This is a genomic window from Mycobacterium sp. E2462 (assembly GCF_001672685.1).
GTDB lineage: Bacteria > Actinomycetota > Actinomycetes > Mycobacteriales > Mycobacteriaceae > Mycobacterium.
Genome location: NZ_LZKC01000405.1, coordinates 1 through 24,806, shown reverse-complemented (window position 1 = coordinate 24,806; position 24,806 = coordinate 1). Strand labels below are relative to the sequence as shown.

The 24,806-nt window shown below is 70.4% G+C and carries 23 protein-coding genes and 1 pseudogene; 14 read left to right on the top strand and 10 right to left on the bottom strand.

Features of this window, described 5'->3' with window-relative positions:
• Nucleotides 1-69: 69 nt before the first annotated feature.
• The 11 genes and pseudogenes from A5714_RS21015 to proB form a co-directional block, all read left to right on the top strand.
• A pseudogene (locus A5714_RS21015) lies at nucleotides 70-321 on the top strand (transglycosylase family protein); the annotation flags it as partial.
• A gap of 118 nt (nucleotides 322-439) precedes the next feature.
• Nucleotides 440-1,702, top strand: coding sequence for a trans-acting enoyl reductase family protein (locus A5714_RS21010; protein ID WP_068288487.1), 1,263 nt, complete (start codon nucleotides 440-442; stop codon nucleotides 1,700-1,702).
• Between the two features lie 63 nt (nucleotides 1,703-1,765).
• Nucleotides 1,766-4,435, top strand: coding sequence for a valine--tRNA ligase (locus tag A5714_RS21005; RefSeq protein WP_068288475.1), 2,670 nt, complete (start codon nucleotides 1,766-1,768; stop codon nucleotides 4,433-4,435).
• Entirely contained in the window at nucleotides 4,432-5,907 is a 1,476-nt protein-coding gene (locus A5714_RS21000; RefSeq protein ID WP_068288471.1) for a folylpolyglutamate synthase/dihydrofolate synthase family protein, read from the top strand. The genes A5714_RS21005 and A5714_RS21000 overlap by 4 nt, the downstream gene beginning before the upstream one ends.
• On the top strand, nucleotides 5,904-6,251 hold the full coding sequence (locus A5714_RS20995) for a DUF4233 domain-containing protein (RefSeq protein ID WP_068073302.1): 348 nt from the start codon (nucleotides 5,904-5,906) through the stop codon (nucleotides 6,249-6,251). The genes A5714_RS21000 and A5714_RS20995 overlap by 4 nt, the downstream gene beginning before the upstream one ends.
• A gap of 56 nt (nucleotides 6,252-6,307) precedes the next feature.
• Nucleotides 6,308-6,718 carry a nucleoside-diphosphate kinase gene (gene ndk / locus A5714_RS20990; RefSeq protein ID WP_068288470.1) on the top strand — a complete coding sequence of 137 codons (411 nt, stop codon included), beginning with the start codon at nucleotides 6,308-6,310 and terminating at the stop codon, nucleotides 6,716-6,718.
• Nucleotides 6,719-7,036: 318 nt separating this feature from the next.
• Nucleotides 7,037-10,003 (top strand): Rne/Rng family ribonuclease, encoded by a 2,967-nt coding sequence (locus A5714_RS20985; protein ID WP_068288464.1) that lies wholly within the window; start codon nucleotides 7,037-7,039, stop codon nucleotides 10,001-10,003.
• Between the two features lie 215 nt (nucleotides 10,004-10,218).
• Nucleotides 10,219-10,530: a 50S ribosomal protein L21 gene (gene rplU / locus A5714_RS20980; protein ID WP_068073296.1), complete on the top strand. Its 312-nt coding sequence runs from the start codon at nucleotides 10,219-10,221 to the stop codon at nucleotides 10,528-10,530.
• Between the two features lie 47 nt (nucleotides 10,531-10,577).
• Nucleotides 10,578-10,832 carry a 50S ribosomal protein L27 gene (gene rpmA / locus A5714_RS20975; RefSeq protein ID WP_068073294.1) on the top strand — a complete coding sequence of 85 codons (255 nt, stop codon included), beginning with the start codon at nucleotides 10,578-10,580 and terminating at the stop codon, nucleotides 10,830-10,832.
• Nucleotides 10,833-10,905: 73 nt separating this feature from the next.
• Nucleotides 10,906-12,348 carry a GTPase ObgE gene (gene obgE, locus A5714_RS20970; protein ID WP_068288461.1) on the top strand — a complete coding sequence of 481 codons (1,443 nt, stop codon included), beginning with the start codon at nucleotides 10,906-10,908 and terminating at the stop codon, nucleotides 12,346-12,348.
• Nucleotides 12,342-13,448: a glutamate 5-kinase gene (gene proB, locus A5714_RS20965; RefSeq protein WP_156671180.1), complete on the top strand. Its 1,107-nt coding sequence runs from the start codon at nucleotides 12,342-12,344 to the stop codon at nucleotides 13,446-13,448. The genes obgE and proB overlap by 7 nt, the downstream gene beginning before the upstream one ends.
• A 13-nt stretch (nucleotides 13,449-13,461) precedes the next feature.
• On the opposite strand, the gene A5714_RS20960 is transcribed toward proB, so the two are convergent.
• From A5714_RS20960 to A5714_RS20950, 3 genes are read right to left on the bottom strand one after another with little or no spacing between them, the layout of a single operon-like run.
• A complete protein-coding gene (locus A5714_RS20960) occupies nucleotides 13,462-13,887 on the bottom strand; it encodes a DUF5313 domain-containing protein (RefSeq protein ID WP_068073288.1) in 426 nt (141 codons plus the stop codon).
• A gap of 8 nt (nucleotides 13,888-13,895) precedes the next feature.
• Complete coding sequence (locus tag A5714_RS20955; RefSeq protein WP_068073286.1) at nucleotides 13,896-14,387, bottom strand: MarR family winged helix-turn-helix transcriptional regulator; 492 nt, start codon at nucleotides 14,385-14,387, stop codon at nucleotides 13,896-13,898.
• Nucleotides 14,388-14,445: 58 nt separating this feature from the next.
• A complete protein-coding gene (locus tag A5714_RS20950; RefSeq protein ID WP_068288459.1) occupies nucleotides 14,446-15,096 on the bottom strand; it encodes a TetR/AcrR family transcriptional regulator in 651 nt (216 codons plus the stop codon).
• A 104-nt stretch (nucleotides 15,097-15,200) separates the two neighbouring features.
• Between A5714_RS20950 and A5714_RS20945 the strand changes: the two genes are divergently transcribed.
• A complete protein-coding gene (locus tag A5714_RS20945; RefSeq protein WP_068073282.1) occupies nucleotides 15,201-16,469 on the top strand; it encodes a cytochrome P450 in 1,269 nt (422 codons plus the stop codon).
• 32 nt (nucleotides 16,470-16,501) lie between these two features.
• Here the strand turns inward: A5714_RS20945 and A5714_RS20940 are convergent, their stop codons facing one another.
• Both A5714_RS20940 and A5714_RS20935 read right to left on the bottom strand, forming a co-directional pair.
• On the bottom strand, nucleotides 16,502-17,356 hold the full coding sequence (locus A5714_RS20940) for an NAD-dependent protein deacetylase (RefSeq protein WP_068288456.1): 855 nt from the start codon (nucleotides 17,354-17,356) through the stop codon (nucleotides 16,502-16,504).
• A gap of 17 nt (nucleotides 17,357-17,373) precedes the next feature.
• The gene (locus tag A5714_RS20935) at nucleotides 17,374-17,913 is read right to left on the bottom strand and encodes a cysteine hydrolase family protein (RefSeq protein WP_068073278.1); all 540 of its coding nucleotides are present in this window, start codon (nucleotides 17,911-17,913) and stop codon (nucleotides 17,374-17,376) included.
• 81 nt (nucleotides 17,914-17,994) lie between these two features.
• Between A5714_RS20935 and A5714_RS20930 the strand changes: the two genes are divergently transcribed.
• Nucleotides 17,995-20,037 carry an NAD(+) synthase gene (locus A5714_RS20930; RefSeq protein WP_068288453.1) on the top strand — a complete coding sequence of 681 codons (2,043 nt, stop codon included), beginning with the start codon at nucleotides 17,995-17,997 and terminating at the stop codon, nucleotides 20,035-20,037.
• A 12-nt stretch (nucleotides 20,038-20,049) separates the two neighbouring features.
• Here A5714_RS20930 and A5714_RS20925 read toward each other — a convergent pair whose 3' ends face one another.
• Both A5714_RS20925 and A5714_RS20920 read right to left on the bottom strand, forming a co-directional pair.
• Nucleotides 20,050-21,384: a PLP-dependent aminotransferase family protein gene (locus A5714_RS20925; RefSeq protein WP_068073274.1), complete on the bottom strand. Its 1,335-nt coding sequence runs from the start codon at nucleotides 21,382-21,384 to the stop codon at nucleotides 20,050-20,052.
• Between the two features lie 53 nt (nucleotides 21,385-21,437).
• The gene (locus A5714_RS20920) at nucleotides 21,438-21,845 is read right to left on the bottom strand and encodes a hypothetical protein (protein WP_068288450.1); all 408 of its coding nucleotides are present in this window, start codon (nucleotides 21,843-21,845) and stop codon (nucleotides 21,438-21,440) included.
• Between the two features lie 180 nt (nucleotides 21,846-22,025).
• Between A5714_RS20920 and A5714_RS20915 the strand changes: the two genes are divergently transcribed.
• A complete protein-coding gene (locus A5714_RS20915) occupies nucleotides 22,026-22,553 on the top strand; it encodes a GNAT family N-acetyltransferase (RefSeq protein WP_068073270.1) in 528 nt (175 codons plus the stop codon).
• Between the two features lie 7 nt (nucleotides 22,554-22,560).
• Here A5714_RS20915 and A5714_RS20910 read toward each other — a convergent pair whose 3' ends face one another.
• The 3 genes from A5714_RS20910 to A5714_RS20900 form a co-directional block, all read right to left on the bottom strand.
• A complete protein-coding gene (locus tag A5714_RS20910; protein ID WP_068288447.1) occupies nucleotides 22,561-23,112 on the bottom strand; it encodes a YbhB/YbcL family Raf kinase inhibitor-like protein in 552 nt (183 codons plus the stop codon).
• Nucleotides 23,109-23,669, bottom strand: coding sequence for a 3-isopropylmalate dehydratase (locus tag A5714_RS20905; protein ID WP_068288444.1), 561 nt, complete (start codon nucleotides 23,667-23,669; stop codon nucleotides 23,109-23,111). The genes A5714_RS20910 and A5714_RS20905 overlap by 4 nt, the downstream gene beginning before the upstream one ends.
• The coding region (locus tag A5714_RS20900; RefSeq protein ID WP_156747426.1) for an aconitase/3-isopropylmalate dehydratase large subunit family protein at nucleotides 23,666-24,806 on the bottom strand (1,141 nt) is incomplete at its 5' end. The genes A5714_RS20900 and A5714_RS20905, both read right to left, overlap by 4 nt.

Sequence of the window (24,806 nt, the reverse complement as noted above, 5' to 3'; positions counted from 1 at the left end):
AACCCGGTCGCTCCGTAAAGCACTATGTCGAATTCGCGCGGCGTTGCGGTCACGGGCCCCGACGCCCTGCCGCCGGCCCCGATCAGGGCGTACAGCGTGAACTGGGACGCCATCGCGCAGTGCGAGTCGGGCGGTAACTGGGGAATCAACACCGGCAACGGTTTCTCCGGTGGCCTGCAGTTCACCTCGAGCACGTGGCACGCCAACGGCGGGTCGGGCTCGCCGGCGAGCGCGAGCCGCGAGGAGCAGATCCGGGTGGCCGAGAACGTGCTGCACTCGCAGGGCATCCACGCCTGGCCGGTCTGCGGCCGCCGCGGCTGACCTGCGTCGCCATCCGACGGCATGGCCGTCATCTGTTGAGAAGAAGCGCCGGGCCCTCGGGCCGGGCGCTTCTTCGCTGCGCGGATCGGCGTCTCAGGCGTCGGGTAGCGTCGGGCCCGTGACCGCAACGCCGCGCGAATTCGACATAGTGCTTTACGGAGCGACCGGGTTCGTCGGGAAACTCACCGCCGACTATCTGGCGAACAAGGCGCCACAGGCCCGCATCGCGTTGGCCGGCCGATCGACCGACCGGCTGCGGGCCGTCCGCGACACCCTGGGCGAGCCCGCGCAATCCTGGCCGCTGCTGCAGGCCGACGCGGCGTCGCCGTCGACGTTGGACGAAATGGCCGCGCGCACCCAGGTCGTCGTCACCACGGTCGGCCCGTACACCCGTTACGGGCTGCCGTTGGTGGCCGCGTGCGCCGCGGCCGGCACCGACTACGCCGACCTGACCGGCGAGGCGATGTTCGTGCGCGACAGCATCGACCTCTATCGCAAGCAGGCCGCCGACACCGGCGCGCGGATCGTGCACGCCTGCGGCTTCGATTCCATCCCGTCGGATCTCAGCGTGTACGGCCTCTACCGCGCGGTCCGCGACGACGAGGCGGGGGAGCTGGCCGAAACCGACCTGGTCCTGCGGTCGTTCTCCGGCGGGGTCTCCGGTGGCACCGTGGCCTCCATGGTGGAGGTGCTCAGCACCGCCTCCAGCGACCCCGACGCCCGCCGGCAGCTCGCCGACCCCTACACGCTGAGCACCGACCGCAGCGCCGAGCCCGACCTCGGGTCCCAGCCCGACCTGCCGTGGCGTCGCGGCCGCAAGATCGCGCCCGAGTTGGCGGGCCTGTGGACGGCCGGATTCGTCATGGCGCCCTACAACACCCGCATCGTGCGGCGCAGCAACGCCCTGCTCGACTGGTCCTACGGCCGCCAGTTCCGCTACAGCGAGAGCATGAGCCTGGGTTCCTCGCCGGTGTTGGCGCCCGTCGCGTCCGCCGCGATGACGGGGATCGGCGGCGCCACCTTCGGGCTGGGCAGCCGGTACTTCCGCCTGCTGCCCCGCAAATTGGTCGAGCGCATCCTCCCCAAGCCCGGCACCGGCCCCAGCGCCCAGGCCCGCGAGCGCGGCTACTACCGCATCGAGACCTACACCACCACGACCACCGGCGCGCGCTACGTCGCGCGCATGGAACAGCGCGGCGACCCCGGCTACAAGGCCACCTCGGTCCTGCTGGGGGAGTCGGGCCTGACGCTCGCCCTGGATCGCGACAAGCTTCCCGACCTGCATGGCGTGCTGACCCCGGCGGCCGCCATGGGCGACGCCCTGCTGGACCGGTTCCCGTCGGCCGGTGTGTCACTGCGGGTCGACCGTCTGGCCGAGTGACCTGGCTCACCTGCGCTTTCGGGCACTTACACGGGGGTAAACGGCCCTCCCTAGAATTGACGGGTGACCGCCAGCCCCAGCCCCGACATCGACCTGCCCAAGTCGTGGGATCCCGCGGCGGCCGAAGGCGCCATCTACCAGAGTTGGCTGGACGCGGGGTACTTCACGGCTGACCCGACCAGCGCCAAGCCCGGGTATTCGATCGTGCTTCCGCCGCCGAACGTGACCGGCAGCCTGCACATGGGTCACGCCCTGGAACACACCATGATGGACGCCCTGACCCGCCGCAAACGGATGCAGGGATATGAGGTGCTGTGGCAGCCGGGCATGGATCACGCCGGCATCGCGACCCAAAGCGTGGTGGAACGGCAGCTGGCCGTCGACGGCAAGACCAAAGAGGACTTCGGCCGCGAGCTGTTCATCGACAAGGTGTGGGACTGGAAACGCGAGTCCGGCGGCGCGATCAGCGGCCAGATGCGCCGGCTCGGCGACGGTGTCGACTGGAGCCGGGACCGGTTCACCATGGACGAGGGTCTGTCGCGGGCGGTGCGGACGATCTTCAAGCGCCTGTACGACGCGGGGCTGATCTACCGGGCCGAGCGACTGGTCAACTGGTCGCCGGTGCTCGAGACCGCGCTGTCGGACATCGAGGTCACCTACGACGAGGTCGAAGGCGAACTGGTGTCGTTCCGGTACGGCTCGCTCGACGATTCAGAACCGCACATCGTCGTCGCCACCACGAGGGTCGAGACGATGCTCGGGGACACCGCCATCGCGGTGCATCCCGACGACGAGCGGTATCGCCACCTCGTCGGGCAGACCTTGGCGCACCCCTTCGTCGACCGCGAGCTGATCATCGTCGCCGACGCGCACGTCGACCCCGAATTCGGCACGGGCGCTGTCAAAGTCACGCCCGCGCACGACCCCAACGACTTCGAGATCGGCCTACGCCATCAACTTCCGATGATCTCGATCATGGACACCAAAGGCCGGATCGTGGACACCGGAACGCGATTCGACGGCATGGACCGGTTCGAGGCGCGGGTCGCCGTGCGCGAGGAGCTGGCCGCGCAGGGCCGCGTCGTGGCCGAGAAGCGGCCCTATCTGCACAGCGTCGGGCACTCCGAGCGCAGCGGCGAGCCGATCGAACCGCGGCTGTCGCTGCAATGGTGGGTCCGCGTCGAATCGCTGGCCAAGGCCGCCGGCGACGCGGTGCGCAACGGCGACACCGTGATTCACCCGGCCAGCCTGGAGCCGCGCTGGTTCGCGTGGGTGGACAACATGCACGACTGGTGCATCTCGCGACAGCTGTGGTGGGGCCACCGCATCCCGATCTGGTACGGGCCCAACGGCGAACAGCGTTGTGTCGGCCCCGACGAGACGCCTCCCGATGGTTGGGAGCAGGACCCCGACGTGCTCGACACCTGGTTCTCCTCGGGGTTGTGGCCGTTCTCCACGCTGGGCTGGCCGGAGCGGACGCCGGAACTCGAAAAGTTCTATCCGACAAGCGTTCTGGTGACCGGATATGACATTTTGTTTTTCTGGGTGGCCCGGATGATGATGTTCGGCACCTTCGTCGGCGACGACCCGGCGATCACCTCCGACGGTCGCCGCGGCCCGCAGGTGCCCTTCACCGACGTCTTCCTGCACGGGCTCATCCGCGACGAATTCGGCCGCAAGATGAGCAAGTCCAAGGGCAACGTCGTCGATCCGCTGGACTGGATGGAGGCCTTCGGCGCCGACGCGCTGCGGTTCACGCTGGCCCGCGGCGCCAGTCCCGGCGGCGATCTGGCCGTCGGCGAGGACGCGGTGCGGGCGTCCCGGAACTTCGGCACCAAGCTGTTCAATGCCACCCGCTACGCCCTGCTCAACGGTGCGCGGCTGGCTCCGTTGCCGCCGCACGCCGAGTTGACCGACGCCGACCGCTGGATCCTGGGCCGGCTGGAAGAGGTTCGGGCCGAGGTCGATTCGGCATTCGACGGCTATGAGTTCAGCCGGGCCTGCGAGGCGCTCTACCACTTCGCGTGGGACGAGTTCTGCGACTGGTACCTCGAACTGGCCAAGACCCAACTCGCCGACGGCGCGGCGCACACCACCGCCGTGCTGGCCGCGGTGCTCGACACCCTGTTGCGCTTGCTGCACCCGGTCATCCCGTTCCTCACCGAGGCGCTGTGGCAGGCCCTGACCCGCCAGGAGGCCGGTCTGGAATCGCTGGTCGTCGCCGAGTGGCCGACGCCGTCGGGCGTCGAGCCGGATCGGATTGCGGTGCAACGGATCACGGACATGCAGAAGTTGGTCACCGAGGTCCGCCGGTTCCGCAGTGACCAGGGCCTGGCCGACCGGCAGAAGGTGCCCGCCCGGCTGGCGGGGATGCAGGACGCCGACCTGAGCGGTCAGGTCGCGGCCGTCACCTCCCTGGCCTGGCTGACCGAACCGGGCCCGGACTTCCGGCCGTCGGTGTCGCTGGAGGTCCGGCTCGGTCCCGACACGGACCGCACCGTCGTCGTCGAAATCGACACCTCCGGCACCATCGACGTCGCCGCCGAGCGGCGCCGCCTGGAGAAGGACCTGGCCATCGCGCACAAGGAGCTGGCGTCGACCACCGCCAAACTGGCCAACGAGGACTTCCTGGCCAAGGCCCCCGACCACGTCGTCGGCAAGATTCGCGACCGGCAGCGGGTGGCGCAGGAGGAATCCGACCGGATCAACGCGAGGCTGGCCGGGCTGCAATGACTTTCGAGCCGCCCGAGTGGGCACCGGACATCGAATCCGAACCCGACCCCGAGCCGGCCGCCGCCCCCACCCCGGACGAAATCGCGTCGCTGTTGCAGGTCGAGCACCTGCTGGACCAGCGCTGGCCGGAGACCAAGATCGAGCCGAGCCTGACCCGCATCAACGCGGTGCTGGACCTGCTGGGCTCGCCGCAACGGGGGTATCCGTCGATCCACATCGCCGGCACCAACGGCAAAACGTCGGTGGCGCGCATGGTCGACGCGCTGGTCACCGCGTTGCATCGGCGCACCGGCCGCACCACCAGCCCGCACCTGCAGTCGGCGGTGGAGCGCATCGCCATCGACGGGCGTCCCATCACCCCTGCCCAGTACGTGGCGACCTACCGGGAGATCGAGCCGTTCGTGCAGATGGTCGACGAGCAGTCGCAGGCCGGCGCCCTCGGCGAGCCCGGCCCGGCGATGAGCAAGTTCGAGGTCCTCACCGCGATGGCCTTCGCGGCGTTCGCCGACGCGCCCGTCGACGTTGCCGTCGTCGAGGTCGGCATGGGCGGGCGCTGGGACGCCACCAACGTGGTCAACGCGCCGGTGGCCGTGATCGCCCCGATCGGCATCGACCACGTGGAGTACCTGGGCGACGACCTCGCCGGCATCGCGGCCGAGAAGGCCGGGATCATCACCCGGGCGCCGGACGGCGCCCCCGACACCGTTGCCGTCATCGCCCGGCAGGCGCCGGAGGTGATGGAGGTGCTGCTGAGCCGGGCCGTCGCGGCCGACGCCGCCGTCGCGCGCGAGGACTCCGAATTCGCGGTGTTGAGCCGCCAGGTGGCGATCGGCGGACAACTGCTGACGCTGCAGGGCCTGGGCGGGGTGTATCCCGACGTCTTCCTGCCGCTGCACGGCGAGCACCAGGCGCACAACGCCGCCCTGGCGCTGGCGGCGGTGGAGGCGTTCTTCGGCGCGGGCGCCCAGCGCCAGCTCGACGTCGACGCGGTCCGCGCCGGCTTCGCCGCCGCTACCAGCCCGGGCCGGCTGGAACGCTTGCGCAGCGCACCGACGGTGTTCGCCGACGCCGCCCACAACCCGGCCGGGGCGGCGGCGCTGGCGCAGACCCTGGCCGAGGAATTCGACTTCCGTTACCTCGTCGGCGTGCTCAGCGTGATGGCCGACAAGGACGTCGACGGCATTCTCGCCGCGCTGGAACCGGTCTTCGACGCGGTGGTCGTGACCCATAACGGGTCGCCCCGGGCGCTGGACGTCGAGGCGCTGGGGGTGGAGGCCGCGGCGCGCTTCGGCCCCGAGCGGGTCAGCACCGCCGAGAACCTGCGCGACGCCATCGACGTGGCGACCGCCCTGGTCGACGAGGCCGCCGTGGCAGGTCACGCCGAGCGCTTCTCCGGCACCGGAATCGTGATCACGGGCTCGGTGGTCACCGCGGGGGCGGCGCGCACCCTGTTCGGGCGTGATCCCGAATGACGGAGCAGCGACCCGACCCGTGGCGCAGCTTCGCCGCCGTGATGGCCGCCACGCTGTTCCTGGAGGCCATCGTGGTGCTGCTGGCGATCCCGGTGGTGGGCGCGGTCGGCGGCGGCCTGACGTCGCTGTCGCTGAGCTACCTGATCGGCCTCGCCGCGCTGCTCGTGCTGTTGGGCGGGGTGCAGCGCAAACCGTGGGCGATCTGGGTCAATCTGGGCGTGCAGGTGCTGTTGCTGGCCGGGTTCGCGCTGTATCCCGGTGTGGGCATCATCGGTGTGCTGTTCACCGGGTTGTGGGCGCTGATCGCCTACTTCCGGGCCGAGGTGCGGCGCCGCCAAGGCTAGGCCAACGCTAGATCGGCGCGGCGCGGGTCGCCGCGCGGTTATGTACGCTGTGCGCCGTGACCGAACGGACGCTGGTACTGATCAAGCCGGACGGCGTGCAGCGCCAGCTGGTGGGGGAGATCGTCGGCCGCATCGAGCGCAAGGGCCTGACCCTGGCCGCGCTGGAACTGCGCCGCGTCAGCGAAGACCTGGCCGCGCAGCACTACGCCGAGCACGACGGCAAGCCCTTCTTCGGGTCGTTGCTGGAGTTCATCACGTCCGGCCCGGTGGTCGCGGCGATCGTCGAGGGCCCCCGCGCGATCGCGGCGTTCCGGCAGCTCGCCGGCGCAACCGACCCCGTCGAGAAGGCAGCACCCGGCACCATTCGCGGCGACTTGGGCCTGGAAACCCAGTTCAACTTGGTGCACGGCTCCGACTCGCCCGAGTCCGCGCGGCGCGAAATCGAGCTCTGGTTCCCCGGCGCGTAACACCGCCGAAAAACCCGCCCAGCACGCCCGTGAGCTCGGTATTGGCGGAGCTCGCGAGGTGATGTGGGATACTGATGACGGGTGAACGTCGCCGGACCGGTGTCGGACACCCGAATGAAGACTTAGACAAGCGCGACTACCGCCAGCTCGCGGTGGTGCGCCGCATGTCAAGCCGTCATTCAGCACGGCGCCGAGTGCGTTCTACCCGAACCTCTCGGGGCGAGACCATCACAAGTCCGGGAGAAGTGGCCCGGACCCATAGCGAAGCCCTCGCGTGGCCGCGTCGCAACGACGCGCCCGGGGGCTTGAGGAGAATACGTGGTAGACGGTGCCCCATCCGCAGACTCATCCCAAGACCCGACTCGGCACGAGGAACTGCCCGACCGCCTGAGAGTCCATTCGCTGGCGCGCACGCTGGGAACGACCAGCAAGCGCGTGCTGGACGCGCTGAGCGCGCTCGACGGGCGCATCCGTAGCGCCCATTCCAGCGTGGACCGCGAGGACGCGGTCCGGGTGCGTGACCTGCTGGCCGCCGATCAGTCGCACGGCGACCCGGGGGCCGCGAACTCCGACGTGGCCACGCGGGCCGCCGGCAGCGACGCGGTGGAAGAGCCGGAGTCCCGGCTGCTGCTCGAGACCCCCGCCGGTGACACCCCGGACAGCGCCGAGGGGGGCGGGACCGCCGCCGAGCGCCCGCACTACATGCCGCTCTTCGTCGCGCCGCAGCCGATCGAGACGGGCCCGGGCGCCCGCGGGGGCGAGGACGTCGACGCGGATTCCGATTCCGACGACGCCGACGATGACGACGACGACGACGAACAGGCCGACCGACCGGCCAACCGGCGGCGCCGGCGGGGTCGCCGGGGCCGCGGCCGCGGGCGCGGCGAGCAGGGCGGACCCGACGGGGCGGACGACGACGAACCGCAGCAGCGGGGCCAGAGGGCGGGCCGTGCCGACGCCGAGGACGCCGACGGCCACGACGCCGACGAGGGCGACGACGGCCAGGACTCCGACGAGGGCGACGACGCCGGTGACGACGGTTCGTCCGACGGCGCCAGCCGGCGTCGGCGCCGGCGGCGCCGCCGCAAGTCCGGCGCCGCCGACGACAGCGACGACAACTCCTCGCCCGACGACCCCCCGAACACCGTGGTGCACGAGCGGGCGCCCCGCGGTGGCAAGAAGGGCGACGATTCCGGCGGCAGCTCCAACGCCGAGATCAAGGGCATTGACGGCTCCACCCGGCTGGAGGCCAAGCGGCAGCGGCGCCGCGACGGGCGCGACGCCGGCCGGCGCCGCCCGCCCGTCCTCACCGAGGCCGAATTCCTGGCCCGCCGCGAGGCCGTCGAGCGGGTCATGGTGGTCCGCGACCGGGTTCGCACCGAACCGCCCCATCAGGGCTCGCGGTACACCCAGATCGCCGTGCTCGAGGACGGCATCGTGGTGGAGCACTTCGTCACCTCGGCCGCTTCGGCGTCGCTGGTGGGCAACATCTACCTCGGCATCGTGCAGAACGTGCTGCCGTCGATGGAGGCCGCGTTCGTCGACATCGGCCGCGGCCGCAACGGCGTCCTGTACGCCGGCGAGGTCAACTGGGAGGCCGCGGGCCTCGGCGGATCGGACCGCAAGATCGAGCAGGCGCTCAAGCCCGGCGACTACGTCGTGGTGCAGGTCAGCAAGGATCCGGTGGGCCACAAGGGCGCCCGGCTGACCACCCAGGTGTCGCTGGCCGGCCGGTACCTGGTGTACGTGCCGGGGGCGTCGTCGACGGGGATCAGCCGCAAGCTGCCCGACACCGAGCGGCAGCGGCTCAAGGACATCTTGCGCGAGGTGGTGCCGTCGGACGCCGGGGTGATCATCCGCACCGCGTCCGAGGGCGTCAAAGAGGACGGCATCCGCACCGACGTCACCCGCCTGCAGGAGCGCTGGAAGCAGATCGAGGCCAAGGCCATCGAGGTCAAGGAGAAGGCCGCCGGCGCCGCCGTGGCCCTCTACGAGGAGCCCGACGTGCTGGTCAAGGTCATCCGCGACCTGTTCAACGAGGACTTCGCCGGGCTGGTGGTCTCCGGTGACGACGCCTGGACCACCATCAACGACTACGTCAATTCCGTTGCGCCCGAACTTGTTCCGAAGTTGGAGAAGTACGAGCCGCCGGCCGGTCCGGACGGCGCGCCGGGGCCGGACGTGTTCGCGGTGCACCGCATCGACGAGCAACTGGCCAAGGCGATGGACCGCAAGGTGTGGCTGCCGTCGGGCGGCACCCTGGTGATCGACCGCACCGAGGCGATGACGGTGGTCGACGTGAACACCGGAAAGTTCACCGGGTCCGGCGGCAACCTCGAGCAGACCGTCACCAAGAACAACCTCGAGGCGGCCGAGGAGATCGTCCGCCAGCTGCGGCTGCGCGACATCGGCGGCATCGTGGTCATCGACTTCATCGACATGGTGCTCGAGTCCAACCGCGACCTGGTGCTGCGGCGGCTGACCGAGTCGCTGGCCCGCGACCGCACCCGCCACCAGGTTTCCGAGGTCACCTCGCTGGGCCTGGTGCAGCTGACCCGCAAGCGGCTGGGCACCGGCCTGATCGAGGCCTTCTCGACCTCGTGCCCGCACTGTGCCGGGCGTGGCATCCTGCTGCACGCCGACCCGGTGGACTCGGCCCCGTCGAACGGGCGCAAGTCCGAGTCGGGCGGGCGCCGCGGCCGGCGCTCCAAGAAGAACCGGGCCGAGGAGCCGTCGGATCAGCCGGCCGTCGCCAAGGTGCCCACGCACGCCCCCGGCGAGCACCCGATGTTCAAGGCCATGGCCGCCGGCTCGTCCGGCCCGGCCGACCGCGAGGACGAGGACTCCGACGCCACCGACGAGATCAACGACGACCTCGACGAGCCGAAGCGGCCCGCCGGCCTCGTCGACGCCGACTTCGACGAGTCCGACGAGGACTCTGAAGACTCCGACGAGGATGCTGAGGACGAGCTGGACGACGAGGACGACGACCTCGACGATTCCGATGACGACGACTCCGATGACGACGACTCCGATGACGACGACTCCGATGACGACGACTCCGACGACGACCTCGACGAGGTCGACGACCTGGACGACTCCGACGCGGACGACGACGAAGATGACGACGACGCCGACGAGGACGACTCCGACGAGGATGACCTGGACGACGACCCCGACGATTCGGGCAACGGCGCGCGCCCGGCTGCGGGCGGCTCGGCGTTCGGGCGCCCCCGCCGCCGCGCGGCCGGCCGGCCGGCGGGTCCACCCATCCACGTCGACTGACGCCGGACCCACGTGCCAGTTTGATTCTGTAGCCGCTGGTCACGTACCCTTGGACAGTTGTCGTTAGGCTGGGCGAGTAACCCTTCCGGCCGGCGACAGCGGGACTCCCGAGCAATCGGCGCAGGCCCGCGCCCCAAGACCCACCACGCGCACTGCGGTCGGTGCGCGCGCGAGCGCGACCGAGCGGCGCAGACACAGAGAAGGCAGGAGCAGCAATGGCGACCTACGCAATCGTCAAGACGGGCGGCAAGCAGTACAAGGTCGCCGTCGGAGACGTGGTCAAGGTCGAGAAGCTCGACTCCGAGCCGGGCTCGAACGTATCGCTGCCCGTCGCCCTGGTCGTCGACGGCGCCAACGTCACCAGCGACGCCGCCGCGCTGGCGAAGGTCGCGGTCACCGGCGAGGTGCTCGAGCACACCAAGGGCCCCAAGATCCGCATCCACAAGTTCCGGAACAAGACCGGCTACCACAAGCGTCAGGGTCACCGTCAGCCGCTGACGGTCCTGAAGGTCACCGGCATCGCGTGATGAGCCGTCAGGCTTCCAACAGACACCACTGAGCGGAGATCACAGATATGGCACACAAAAAGGGCGCATCCAGCTCGCGCAACGGTCGCGACTCCGCCGCGCAACGGCTGGGCGTGAAGCGATTCGGCGGTCAGATCGTTAAGGCGGGCGAGATCATCGTCCGGCAGCGCGGCACCAAGTTCCACCCGGGCCTCAACGTCGGCCGCGGGGGCGACGACACGCTGTTCGCCAAGGCGGCCGGCGCCGTCGAGTTCGGTATCAAGCGCGGACGCAAGACCGTCAACATCACGCCCCAGGTCTGAACTTCGCGAGCGTGACGCTGCGGCGGCTTCGCGAGTTCCGCCCCGGCGTTTCATTCACGAGGATGGGTAACCGATGGCCCGCTTTGTCGATCGCGTCGTCATCCACGCGCGCGCGGGATCCGGTGGCAACGGCTGCGCGTCGGTGCACCGCGAGAAATTCAAGCCGCTAGGCGGCCCCGACGGCGGCAACGGCGGTCGCGGCGGCAGCATCGTGTTCGTCGTCGACCCGCAGGTGCACACGCTGCTGGACTTCCACTTCCATCCCCATGTCGCCGCGCCGTCGGGCAAGCAGGGCATGGGCAACAACCGTGACGGCGCCGCCGGCGCCGACCTGGAAGTGAAGGTGCCCGACGGCACCGTCGTGCTCGACGAGAGCGGCCGGCTGCTGGCCGACCTGGTGGGCGCCGGCACCCGTTTTGAGGCCGCCGCCGGCGGTCGCGGCGGCCTGGGCAACGCGGCGCTGGCATCGCGCGCCCGCAAGGCCCCCGGCTTCGCGCTGTTGGGCGAGCCGGGTGAGGCCCGCGATCTGACTCTCGAGCTCAAGACGGTCGCCGACGTCGGGCTCGTCGGATTCCCGTCCGCCGGCAAATCCTCGCTGGTGTCCACGATCTCGGCCGCCAAGCCCAAGATCGCCGACTACCCATTCACCACACTGGCCCCCAACCTCGGCGTGGTGTCGGCCGGGGAGCGGACCTTCACGGTGGCCGACGTGCCGGGGCTCATCCCGGGCGCGTCCCAGGGCCGCGGCCTCGGCCTCGACTTTCTCCGGCACATCGAACGGTGTGCCGTGCTGGTGCACGTCGTCGACTGCGCCACCGCGGAGCCCGGCCGCGACCCGATCTCCGACATCGACGCGTTGGAGGCCGAGCTCGCCGCCTACACGCCCACCCTGCAGGGCGACGCGGCGCTAGAGGATCTCGCCGAGCGGCCGCGCGCGGTGGTGCTCAACAAGATCGATGTGCCCGAGGCCCGCGAGCTGGCCGAGTTCGTCCGCGACGAGATCGCCGAGCGCGGCTGGCCGGTCTTTCTGGTGTCGACGGTGGCGCGGGAAGGCTTGCAGCAGTTGGTCTTCGGGCTGTCCAAGATGGTCTCGGAGTACAACGACGCCCGCCCGCCGAGCGTGCCGCGCCGGCCGGTCATCCGCCCGGTGGCCGTGGACGACAGCGGCTTCACCGTCGAACCGGACGGCCTCGGCGGTTTCGTCGTCACCGGCGCGCGGCCCGAGCGCTGGATCGGGCAGACCAACTTCGACAACGACGAGGCGGTGGGCTACCTGGCCGACCGCCTGGCCCGGCTCGGTGTCGAGGAGGAGCTGCTGCGGCTGGGCGCGCAGCCCGGCTGCGCCGTCACCATCGGCGAGATGACGTTCGACTGGGAGCCGCAGACCCCGGCCGGCCAGCAGACGGCCCTGTCGGGGCGCGGTACCGACGCGCGACTGGAACGCACCGACCGGGTGGGCGCCGCCGAACGCAAGGCCGCCCGCCGCCAGCGGCGGGAGCGCGGGGACCAATCGTGAGCGCGGCTCGCGACGCGATCCGCAACGCGCGCAGCCTGGTCGTCAAGATCGGTACGAACGCGTTGACCACGCCGTCGGGGGTGTTCGACGCGGGGCGGCTGGCCGGGCTGGCCGACGCGATCGAGGCGCGGATGAAGGCCGGTACCGACGTCGTCATCGTCTCCTCGGGCGCCATCGCGGCGGGCATCGAACCGCTCGGATTGTCGCGCAGGCCAAGGGATTTGGCGACCAAGCAGGCGGCCGCCAGCGTCGGCCAAGTCGCGTTGGTGAACTCCTGGAGCGCCGCCTTCGGCCGCTACGGGCGCACGGTCGGCCAGGTGTTGCTGAGCGCGCAGGACATCTCGATGCGGGCTCAGCACACCAACGCCCAGCGCACCCTGGACCGGCTGCGCGCCCTGCATGCGGTCGCGATCGTCAACGAGAACGACACGGTGGCCACCAACGAGATCCGGTTCGGCGACAACGACCGGCTCTCGGCGTTGGTGGCCCACCTGACCGGTGCCGAGGCGCTGGTCCTGCTCTCCGACATCGACGGGCTCTACGACTCGGACCCGCGAAAAGTCAAGGGCGCGAAGTTTATTCCGGAGGTCGCGGGCGCCGCGGACCTGGCCGGCGTGGAAGCCGGACCCGGCAGCGACCTGGGCACCGGAGGCATGGTGTCCAAGATGTCGTCGGCGCTGCTGGCCGCGGACGCCGGCGTGCCGGTGCTGCTCGCCGCCGCGTCCGACGCGGCCGCCGCGCTCACCGACGCCGAGGTTGGCACCGTCTTCGCCGCCCGCCCCGACCGGATGTCGGCCCGCCGATTCTGGGTGCGGTACGCCGCCGACGCGGCCGGCGCGCTGACCTTGGACGACGGGGCGGTGCGGGCGGTGCTCGCGCAGCGCCGCTCGTTATTGGCCGCGGGCGTCACGGCGGTCTCCGGCCGCTTCTACGGGGGCGACGTCGTCGAGCTGCGCGGACCCGACGGGGCCACGGTGGCCCGCGGCGTGGTGGCCTACGACGCCACCGAACTCGCCACCATGATGGGCCGCTCCACCTCGGAGTTACCCGGCGAACTGCGCCGGCCCGCGGTGCACGCCGACGACCTGGTCGCCGTCTAGCGCCCGGCGCCCGCTAGTGGAACGGGTTGCTGTTGGCCTGCCACGCCGCGGACTCGGGTCGCGGCCCGAAGCGGCGGGCGTAGTCCTCGTGCATGCGGGCCTGCTTTTCGTTCTTGAGCACGTCGACGAGGTTGGCGTCCAGCCCGTGCTGGGCCAGCCGATGCCGGCGCCACACCTTGTTCAACGCCAGCGAGACCAGCAGCGCCCAGGCATAGAGCGGCACCGTCATCTCGGTGTGTACGTACAGCGAGGCGGGCAGCAGCCAGAACGGCGCCAGCACGATCAGCGGCGGTATGGCCCACCGGATCATGTGGCGACGCACCGCACCCTTGCCGGCCAGGTCGTTGGCCACCCACGCCTGCATCGAGGCGGGCAGCGTGCGGCCGTACGAATACGCGATGTACTGCAGAGGATTCGGTTTGGCGTGTGCGGTGGCCATGGTGACTCCTAGTCGTCGAGGGCCCCGGCCGCCAGCGCGGCCGAATTGATCCGGGTCAACACCTGGTGCAGGTGCGCGAGTTCGCCGAGGTCGACGCCCAGGCGCGCGACGACGGCGGGCGGAATCTTCAGCGCCCGCCGGCGCAGGGCGGCGCCGCTGTCGGTGAGCCGGACGTCGGTCGAACGTTCGTCGTCGGCGTTGCGGCTGCGGCTGATCAGCCCGAGCGCTTCGAGGCGCTTGAGCATGGGCGACAGCGTCGCGGAGTCCAGCTGCAGCGTGGCCGCGATCTGCTTGACCGTCAGAGCGCCCCGCGGGTCCGGGGCGGATCTGCGGTGGTCCCAGAGCGTCAGCATGACCAGGTACTGCGGGTGGGTCAGCCCCAGTGGCTCCAGCAGTGGGCGGTAGACCGCCAGCACGGCACGGTTGGTGACGCTCAACGCGAAGCAGACCTGCTGTTCCAGGGCGAGCGGGTCGATCTCCGCAGCCGCCGACGTCGCCATACTTGCATCGTACGCTAATAATTAGTGCCCTAACTATGTCGGCTACGACACACGCGCGTCACCCCGCCGAAGCCGGCTCCAGGTACAGCGCGCCCCAGACGATTTCGGCGAGCGTCGCGGTCAGCTCGGCGTCGTAGTCGGGCGGGCGCCCGGGCAGGTTCTGCTGGCAGGCCCGCTCGACCATCCACGTGAGCGCGCTGGCGGTGGTGGCGGCCGGTAGCCCGGGCCGAATCGAGCCCTCGGCCTGACCCTCCTCGATGACGCGGCCGAGTTGCTCGGAGATCCCGGCCAACAGACCCCGGTACGTCTCGCCCGTGGCGGCGTCGTAGGCGGCCATCTCGTTGAGGGCGACCAGCACCGCCTGGTGGCGCCGGTAGGTCGCGACGACGTTGGCCATCGCCGTCCGCACGTCGTCGGGATTGTGCCGGCCGGCGAGATTCCACCAGTGCCGGGCGCCGGCGGCCAGCTCGCCGAAGACCTGGCCGGCGAGGCGGCGCAGCAGGTGGCCCTTGTCCTCGAAATAGATGTAGAAGCTCGCCCGCGAGATGCCGGCGCCGGTCGACAACCGGTCCACGCTGAGCTCGGTAAAGCTGGCGCCCTCGCGCATCAGCCGCTCGGTGGCGTCGAGCAGCCGGCGCTCCATCTGCTCCCGGCGCTGCTCGCGGTCCAATCCGCGCTGCGGCTGGGGTCTACGCGTGACCGACGGCATCGGCCGAGCATAGCCGAGCTTTCGACATATTGACTAGACACTTTGTCTAGGCATATTGTCGCGGAGAGTTTGTGACCAGGGTCATACGAGCGAAAGGGACCACCATGACCGTGCTGCCGGGGACGTCGGGCACCAGCCGCGCCTACGACGACATCGACCTGTCCTCGCGGGCGTTCTGGTCGACAAGCGCGGCGCAGCGCGAGCGGTCCTTCGCCGTCCTGCGGGCCGAGCGGCCGGTCAGCTGGCACCCGCCGGTCGAGGACGCGTTGATGCACGACCCCGACGACCACGGCTACTGGGCCGTCGTCCGCCGCCACGACATCGTCATGGTCAGCCGCAACAACGCCGCCTTCCAGTCCGGCAAGGGAGTGATGTTCGAGAACGTGCCGGTCGAACTGCTCGAGGCGTCGCAGTCGTTCCTGGCCATGGACCCCCCGCGGCACACCAAGCTCCGCAAGCTCGTCAGCGCGGCGTTCACGCCGCGTCAGATCCGTCGCATCGAAGACTCGATCAAGTCCAACGCCGAGGCCGTCGTGGCGGAACTGCGCGCCGCCGGCAGCGGCGTCGACTTCGTCGAGCACTGCGCCAAGCAACTGCCCGTCCGCACGCTGTCCGACATGGTCGGCATTCCGGACTCCGAGCGCCAGCAGGTGGCCCAGGCCGCCGACGCGCTGGTGTCCTGGGCCGACCCGGCCTACCTCGACGGTCGCCACCCCTTGCAGGTCCTGATCGAGAACCAGACCTATCTGCATCAGGTCGCCGGCGCGCTGGCGGAACAGCGGCGTAAGAACCCCGGTGACGACCTGTTCAGCGCGTTGGTCAACGCCGAGGTCGACGGCGACCGGCTCACCGACGCCGACGTGGCCGCGTTCTTCGTGCTGCTCGCCGTGGCCGGCAACGACACCACCCGCCAGACCACCAGCCACGCCATGAAGGCGCTCACCGATTTCCCGGCGGAACGTGCTTGGCTGACAGCCGCTTTCGACGAACGCATCGGCACCGCGGTCGAGGAGTTCATCCGGTGGGCCACGCCGGTGATGACCTTCCGCCGCACCGCCGCCACCGATCTGGAGCTGGGCGGCCAGCGGATCGCGGCGGGGGAGAAGGTGGTCATGTTCTACACCTCCGGCAACTGGGACACCGAGGTGTTCGATCACCCCGAGCGGCTTGACCTGGGTCGCGACCCCAACCCGCACGTCGGGTTCGGCGGCGGTGGCGTGCACTTCTGCCTCGGCGCCCACGTGGCGCGCGCGCAGCTGCGGGCCATCTTCGCCGAATTGCTGCGGCAGCTGCCGAACATCGAGGCGGGGGATCCGGCCTACGTGCCGGGCAACTTCATTCATGCGGTCCGCAGCATGCCCTGCACGTTCTGAAGCCCGTTGCAGGAGAGGGTGTTACGGCGCGGTCAACGCCCGGAGGTCGCCACGGCCACCAGCTCGTCGGCGAGCAACGCCAACAACTCCGAGCAGCCGCCGTCGACCTTCACGGTGGCCAAATCGTCACCGCGGGTGCGGCCCCGGTTGATGATGGCGACCGGGATGCCCAGCGCGGCGGCGTGGCGTACGAAGCGGTACCCGGAGAACACGGTGAGCGACGACCCGGCCACCAACAGGGCCTGCGCCGCCTCGACCATCGCGAAAGCTTGCGCGACAACCTCTTTGGGCACCGACTCGCCAAAGTAGACGATGTTGGGCTTGAGGATGCCGCCGCACGCCGGGCAGTCGAGGTAGCGAAACGACGCCGTGTCGGCGACGACGGCGTCGGCGTCGGGCGCGACCGCCAGCCCGCCGAGGGCCTCGGCGCGATCGAGGAAGCCGGGGTTGAGCGCGTCGAGCCGGTCGGCCAGCGCGGCGCGGGTCATGGTGTGCCCGCAGCTCAGGCACACCACGCTGGCGTAGGTGCCGTGCAGGTCGACCACGTTGCGGCTGCCCGCCTTGGTGTGCAGCAGATCCACGTTCTGCGTCACGACGCCGGTGACCACCGACGCGCGCTCCAGGGCCGCCAGCGCCCGGTGACCCGCGTTGGGCAGTGTGTCGTCCATGTGCCGCCAGCCGACGTGGTTGCGCGCCCAGTAGCGCTGCCGGAACACCGGGTCCGAGGTGAACTGCCGGATGGTCATGGGATTGCTGGGCGGCGAGTCGGGGCCCCGGTAATCGGGGATGCCGGAATCGGTCGACAGGCCGGCCCCCGTCAGCACCGCGATGCGGCGACCGGCCAGCAGGCCCACCAATTCCGGGGCTTCGGCGGGCGCGGCACTCATCTGTCCCAGCGTACGGATCAGCCGAGACAGTCGGCCGCGGTCGTCAGCTCCGCGGACATGTTGCGCTCCATCATCTTCAGCGCGGCGTCAGCCAGTTCGGGGTCGATCCCCGCGACGGCGTCGGTGGGAATGACGACGGAGAAGTGCCGCACGTAGGCGTCGAGCGCGGTGTAGAGGATGCATTGCTCGGTGACCTGGCCGGTGAGGATCACCCGCTTGGTCTCCAGCCGGTTGAGCAGGTACGCCAGGGCGGTCGCGTAGAAGGCGCTGTGCCGCACCTTGGTCATCACGCGGCACTCGTCGGCCGGCAGGATCGGCTTGACCAGATCGGGCCGCGCGCCGTTGAGCGCCGAGTTCACGATGTCGGAAAACTGCGCGGCGAAGTCGCCGTAGTTGTCGTTGACGTAGACCAGGTCCACTCCGTCGGTGCCGCGGGCGCGCCGGATCACATCGGCAAGCGGGTCGATGATGGTGGCGACATTGGGTATGAGATCTTCAGCGTCGGGATGCTGGTAGGTGTTCATCATGTCGACGATGACGAGGGCGGTATCGCTCATGATGGAGACATACCCGGCGGCCGGCGGTTGACACGGCCGAAGGGCGGCAGGGCACAGACACCGGACGACGATGGAAGGGCGATGGACTTCTACAACGCTTATCAGCAGGGCTTTGCGCGCGTCGCCGCCTGCACCCACCACGTCCGGATCGGCGACCCGGCGGCCAACGCCGAATCGGTGCTGGGGCTGGCGCGCGAGTGCCACGACGACGCCGTTGCGGTGGCGGTCTTCCCGGAGCTCACCTTGTCGGGGTACTCCATCGAGGACATCGTCTTGCAGGACCTGCTGCTCGACGACGTGGTCGGGGCGGTCGAGCGCATCGTCGCGGCCTCCACCGACCTGCTGCCCGTCCTGGTCGTCGGGGCGCCCCTGCGCTACCGGCACCGCATCTACAACACCGCGGTGGTGATCCATCGCGGCACGGTGCTGGGCGTCGTCCCCAAGTCCTACCCGCCCACCTACCGCGAGTTCTACGAGGGCCGCCAGATCGCGGCCGGCGACGACGAGCGCGGCACCGTGCGCATCGGCGACCTCGAGGCGCCGTTCGGCCCGGACTTGCTGTTCGCCGCGTCGGACGTGCCCGGCCTGGTGCTGCACGTGGAGATCTGCGAGGACATGTTCGTGCCGATCCCGCCCAGCGCCGAGGCGGCCCTCGCGGGCGCGACGGTGTTGGCCAACCTGTCCGGCAGCCCCATCACGATCGGCCGGTCCGAGGATCGAAAGCTGTTGGCGCGGTCCGCCTCCGCGCGGTGCCTGGCCGCCTACATCTACGCAGCGGCCGGCGAGGGGGAGTCGACCACCGACCTGGCGTGGGACGGCGAGACCATGATCTGGGAGAACGCCGAGCTGCTTGCCGAGTCCGAGCGCTTCCCCAAGGGTGAGCGCCGCTGCGTCGCCGACGTCGATCTGCACCTGCTGCGCTCCGAGCGGCTCCGGATGGGGACCTTCGATGACAATCGCCGACACCACCGAGGTACGGCGGACGCCTACCGGCGCATTGAATTTCGGCTCGACCCGCCGGGCGGTGACATCGGGCTGCTGCGCGACATCGAGCGATTCCCGTTCGTGCCCGCCGACCCCGAGCGATTGGAACAGGACTGCTACGAGGCGTATAACATCCAGGTCTCGGGGCTCGAGCAGCGGTTGCGCGCGTTGGATTACCCCAAGGTCGTCATCGGCATCTCCGGCGGCCTGGACTCCACGCACGCGCTGATCGTCGCCGCGCACGCGATGGACCGCGAGCAGCGGCCACGCAGCGACATCCTGGCCTTCACGCTGCCCGGCTTCGCCACCGGCGACCGGACCAAGCGCAACGCCATCGAGCTGTGCAACGCGCTGGGCGTCACGTTCTCCGAGATCGACATCACCGAAACGGCGAAGCTGATGTTCAAGGAGATCGACCATCCCTTCGGGCGCGGCGAGAAGGTCTACGACGTCACCTTCGAGAACGTTCAAGCCGGTCTGCGCACCGATTACCTGTTCCGGCTGGCCAATCAGCGCGGCGGCATCGTGCTGGGCACCGGCGACCTTTCCGAGCTGGCCCTGGGCTGGTCGACGTACGGGGTCGGCGACCAGATGTCGCACTACAACGTCAACGGCGGCGTCCCGAAGACGTTGATCCAGCACCTAATTCGGTGGGTGATCTCCTCGGGCCAGTTCGAATCGGACGTCACCGACGTGCTGCAGTCGGTGGTGGACACCGAGATCTCCCCGGAGCTGGTGCCCAGCGGCGAGGAGGAGGAGCTGCAGAGCAGCGAGGACAAAGTGGGACCCTATGCCCTGCAAGACTTCTCGCTATTCCACGTGCTGCGCTACGGGTTCCGGCCGTCGAAGATCGCCTTCTTGGCCTGGCACGCGTGGAGCGACACCGAGCGCGGCACCTGGCCGCCGGGCTTCCCGGACGACAAGCGGCCGTCCTACTCGCTCAAGGAGATTCGACACTGGTTGGCGATCTTCGTGCAACGGTTCTATTCGTTCAGCCAGTTCAAGCGGTCGGCGCTGCCGAACGGGCCCAAGGTGTCCCACGGCGGGGCGCTGTCGCCGCGCGGCGACTGGCGCGCCCCGTCGGACATGTCGGCGCGCATCTGGCTCGACGAGATCCAGCGCGAAATCCCCGAGGAGTGAGTTGCAGACCCGTCACGGCCGCTCGGCGTCGACGACCTCGCGGACCCGCTGCAGGGCGTCGGCCAGGTCGGAAAGGGTGGGCGTGCCCAATGCCAGGCGCAACGCGTTCGGCGGGTGCGCGGTGACGCAGAACGCCTGAGCCGTCGACACCAGGACGCCTCGGTCGCCCAGCCGGTGTGCGACGCCGTCGGCTCGCGCGTGGTCGGGCAGCCGCAGCCAGCCGTAGTACGAGGACGGGGCGCCGTGATAGTCCAGCGGCGCCAGCGCGCGGCGCGCGAGCTCCTGGCGACGCCGGGCGTCGCCGCGGCGGTCCTTCTCCAGCCGTGCGACCGTGCCGTCGGCCAGCCAGCGCGTGACCACTGCCGACACCAGGCTCGACGTGCCCCAACTCGAGGCCCGCAGCGCCTGGTTGGCCCGCGGTAGATGCCGGTCCGGCGTCACGACGAAGCCGAAGCGCAGGCCGGTGGCGAGGTTCTTCGAGAAGCTCGCCACGTGCAGCGTGCGTTCCGGCGCCAGCGCGTACAGCGGGGGGCCGGCCTGCGGCTCGAGGAAGGCGTACGTCCCGTCCTCGATGATGGCGCAATCGTGCCGGCGCGCGACGTCGACCAGCCGGGCCCGGTCCCGCCGAGACATGGTGTGGCCGAGGGGGTTCTGCAGGGTCGGCATGACGTAGACGGCCGCGACGCGGCGCCGCTCGCACAGGGCCGTCAGCGCGTCGAGATCCGGCCCGCCGGTGCCGGTCGGGAACGGCGCCAACTCCACGGCGCGGTCTTCGGCGAGCACCTTGATGCCGGGGTAGGTCAGCTCCTCGGCGGCGACGATCGCCCCGGGGCGGGCCAGCACCCGCAGCGCGACGTCCAGGCCGTGCTGCGATCCGGCGGTGAGCACCACGTTGTCGGGCGGCACGTCGATGTCGCGGTCGAGGAGGTACGTCGCCACCGCGGCCCGGTCGGCGGTTCGGCCACCGGGTGCGTGCTGGGTGAGCACCGACCCCAGGTCTCCCGTTGCGGCCAGAGCCCGCAACGCTTCGCGCAGTTGCTCGGGCTGCTCGTCGGCCAGCGGCTGGTTGAACGACAGGTCGGCGACCCGGGACGCCGCGGGGATGCGGCGCCCGTCCAGGCCGCCGTAGCCGCCCTGGTCCCGGACGAACGTCCCGCGGCCCGGTTCACCGGACACCAGCCCGGCCCGCGCCAGGTGGGCGTAGACGCGCGTCGCCGTGGCCAGCGCGATGCCGTGCCGCCGGGCCAGATCCCGGTGGGTGGGCAGCCGGGTGCCCGGCGGCAGGCGGCCCGCGCGGATGTCGGCGGTCAGTCGATCCACGAGCGCGGTGTAGGGGCTGGTCGGCATCGGTCGCCTCGTTGGGTAGGACAATCCGCCGATTGTTCTACCACGGCGCCGGGTCAGGCGCGCGCCCGGCGCCAGCCCTGGTATTGCAGCTCGGCGAACAGCAGCGTGTACGCGCCGGAGCCGAGCGTCAGGGCGACGCCCGCGGTGGTCAACGGGAAAACGTCCGCCAGTACCAGCCCGATGGCGGCCACCGTGTAGAGCAGGTTGGCCACGATGACGCCCATGCCGGTGCGGATGACCATGGGCCGGCCGGCCAGCCAGAACACGACCACGCCGTAGCCGACCAGAAAGGCCGCCATGGCGTCCTCGTATGCCGCGGTGGTGCCCGAGATGTCGGCCAGCCGGCCCGCCAGGGGAATGCCGGCCAAGCCGACCAGGGCGCTGATCGCGGCGTCGGCGCGCATCGCGAGGCGCAGCAGCCGGTCGCGGGTCGTGGCGGGGGCGATGGTGGTGGCGGCCATGGTGGTTCCTTTCGTTGCGGCGGTGTTGCCTGCCCCGACGCTCGCCGAAAACCACTGCCACCTCGACGTCAGACGCTGCCAACCGCTGCCAACGGTGCTGCACCGCGCAATGTAGCTAGGACAATTTGTCGATTGTCCTAACATGCGTGGCTACGCTCGGGCCCTCAGGAGGTACCGACGATGCTGATGGCCCCACACTGTCCGGACATCCCGGCCGCGCGCGCGGCGCGGATCGGGACGCCGCTCCCGCCGCGCGTCCGGCCGATCCGGCGCACCGACGGCGCGGCGATCCTGCGGATGCACGAGCGGTGCAGCCAGGCCACGCGGCATGCCCGCTGGCTCGGACCCGGCTCGTCGTTTCCGGCCTCCTATCTGCGTTCGATGCTCGACGGCGGCGACGAGCACCTCGCGGTGGTCGCGACCTGCCCCGGCCGCCCCGGCGAGGTCGTCGGGTTGGGCAGCGCGGCCCATACGCCCGACGGCAGCTGGGAGTTGGGCCTCCTGGTCGAGGACCGCTATCAGCGCAACGGCATCGGCACGTTGCTGCTCGGCCGCCTGGTGCAACTGGTGGGACCCGAGGCGCCGCTGTGCGCGTCCGCGCTGTCCGCCAACGGGCGGCTGCTGGGCAAGTTGGCCCGGTTCGGCGCGGTGTCGCTGGAGCACGACAGCGGCGTCAGCTATGCCCGCGTCGTTCGAAGTCGGAGTTGACGCGGGGCTAGCCGCGCTCGTAGGTGCCCGTCAAAGTTCCGCGGGCCAGCACGTGTCCGCGCACCGCGGCCAATAGCGCCTTGGCGGTGTTGACCGAATCGGGAATCGGCCGGTCGACGGCCAAGAGGTGGAAGCGGTACCGGTGTGGCCCGTGCCCGGGGATGGGGCGCGGCCCGGCGTAGCCGCGGTTGCCCAGGTCGGCGCGGACGAAGCGGACGCCGGCCGTCGCGGGGTGCAATGCGCCGGCGTCGAGCCCGGGTAGCGACGGCTCGATCACCGCCACGGTGTGCAGCAGCGGGCGCGGCAGCGGAACGTCGACGTCGTCGATGATGAGCACCAGTGCCCGCGCCGTGGCCGGCACACCGGCCCAGCGCAGCGGCGGTGACTGATCGTCACCGACGCCCTTGCCGGCGCTGGCCCGCGGCAGCGCCGCCCCGTCGGCGAAGGCGGCGCTGGTCACCGAGATGGTTTCGGCGGCCGCAAAATCGTTGTGCGCCAATGGGCTACGTCGCGCGTCGGCGCGCAGACCGCGCAGCGACTTGCCCAGTAACTCGATCATGCGCCGCTCCCGGCGCCCCGCATCGCCACGCTGGGTGACCGTAGCAGGTCGCCGAGTTCGGCCGGCAGGAAGCCTTGCCCGGCCAGCCGCGGCATGACGCCGCCGCTCGCGATGATGTCGAGGAGCAGGTCGGGCAGCTTGGGAACGGTGCCGCCGGCGCCGGTGCTGTCGTTGCGCCAGGTGCCGGCGCCCAGGTCGAAGGTGCCGGTGTCGCCCTCGCGGAACGCGCTCGTGGCGTCGGGGACCGTCATCGCCGGCAGGCCGGCGTTGACGGCGTTGCGGAAGAACAGCGAGTTGAACTCCTCGGCCACCAGGCCGGCGATCCCGAGCTCGCTGAACAGCGCGGCGACCGGGCGCGACGACCCGAGCCCGAAGTTCCTGCCCGCCACGACGATATCGCCCGCAGACACCTCGTCGGTCCAACCGGGTCGCACCTCGTAGAAGATGTGCTTGGCCGCCTCGGCGGGCTCCATCTTCATGGCGAAGGCCGGATACATGGCGTCGGTGTTGAGGCTGTCGCCGAACACCCAGACTTTCCCGCTGAAGGACAAGGTCATTCGGTCACGCTCCTGGGATCGGTGATGTAACCGGCGATCGCGGACGCGGCGACCGTCGCCGGGGCCGCCATGAAGATCTCGGCGTCGGTGCTGCCCATGCGGCCGGTGAAGTTGCGGGTGCTCGACGTGAGGCACACCTCGCCGGGGCCGACTACGCCCATGTGATAGCCGAAGCAGGCGCCGCACGTGGAGTTGGTGATGACCGCGCCGGCGTCGGCGATGTCTTGCAGGTAGCCACGCCGCATGGCTTCCCGGTACACGGCCTGGGAGGCGGGCGTGACCAGCAGCCGCACGCCCGGCGCTATCATGTTGCCGCGCAACACGTCCGCGGCGATTTCGAGGTCTTCGAGCTGGCCGTTGGCGCACGACCCGATGAATGCCTGGTCGATCTTCTGCCGGCCCAACCGGGAAACCGGCACGCCGTTGTGGCTGACGGTGCCCGGTAGCGCGACGTAGGGTTCCAGCCCGGCGAGGTCGATGTGGTGAACCTCCTGGTAGGAGGCGTCGGAATCCGGTGCGGCGGAATGGTATGCGGTCACCCCGCGGTCGCGTAGGAAGGCGGCCAACACCTCGTCGGGTTCGAACGTGCTGAAATCGGCCGACACCTCGGCGCCCTGGGTGGCAATGGTGCGCCGGTCGTGCATCGGGATGCCGGCCAGCCCCGGGCCGCCGAATTCCAGGTTGAGGTTGGGGGCGTCGCCGTATTCGTTGGCGATGTGCAAGAAGATGTCCTTGCCACTGACCGCGCCGGGTTTGACGCCCTCGAGCTGGTAGCGGATGGTCGGCGCGACCTGAAACCACGTGGTGCCGGTGCACATGATCGAGTAGATCTCCGCCGGCCCCAGCCCGCGGGCGGCGGTGTTGTAGGCGCCGGCCGCGCAGGTGTGCGAGTCGGTGCAGGCCAGGATCTCGCCGGGGCGCGCCAAGCCGTTCTCGGCGATCACCTGATGGCAGATGCCGTGCCGTCCCACGTCGTAGAAGCGTTGGATGCCGAAGTCGGAGGCGAACTTTCGGGCGTGCCCGCCGCCGGTCGCGTCCTTGATGGTGGGCGCGGGCACGGCGTGGTCGACGTCGACATGACGGTGCTGATCGACCTGCAATTCGCCACCATGTGGATCCCACCGACGCGGATCCACG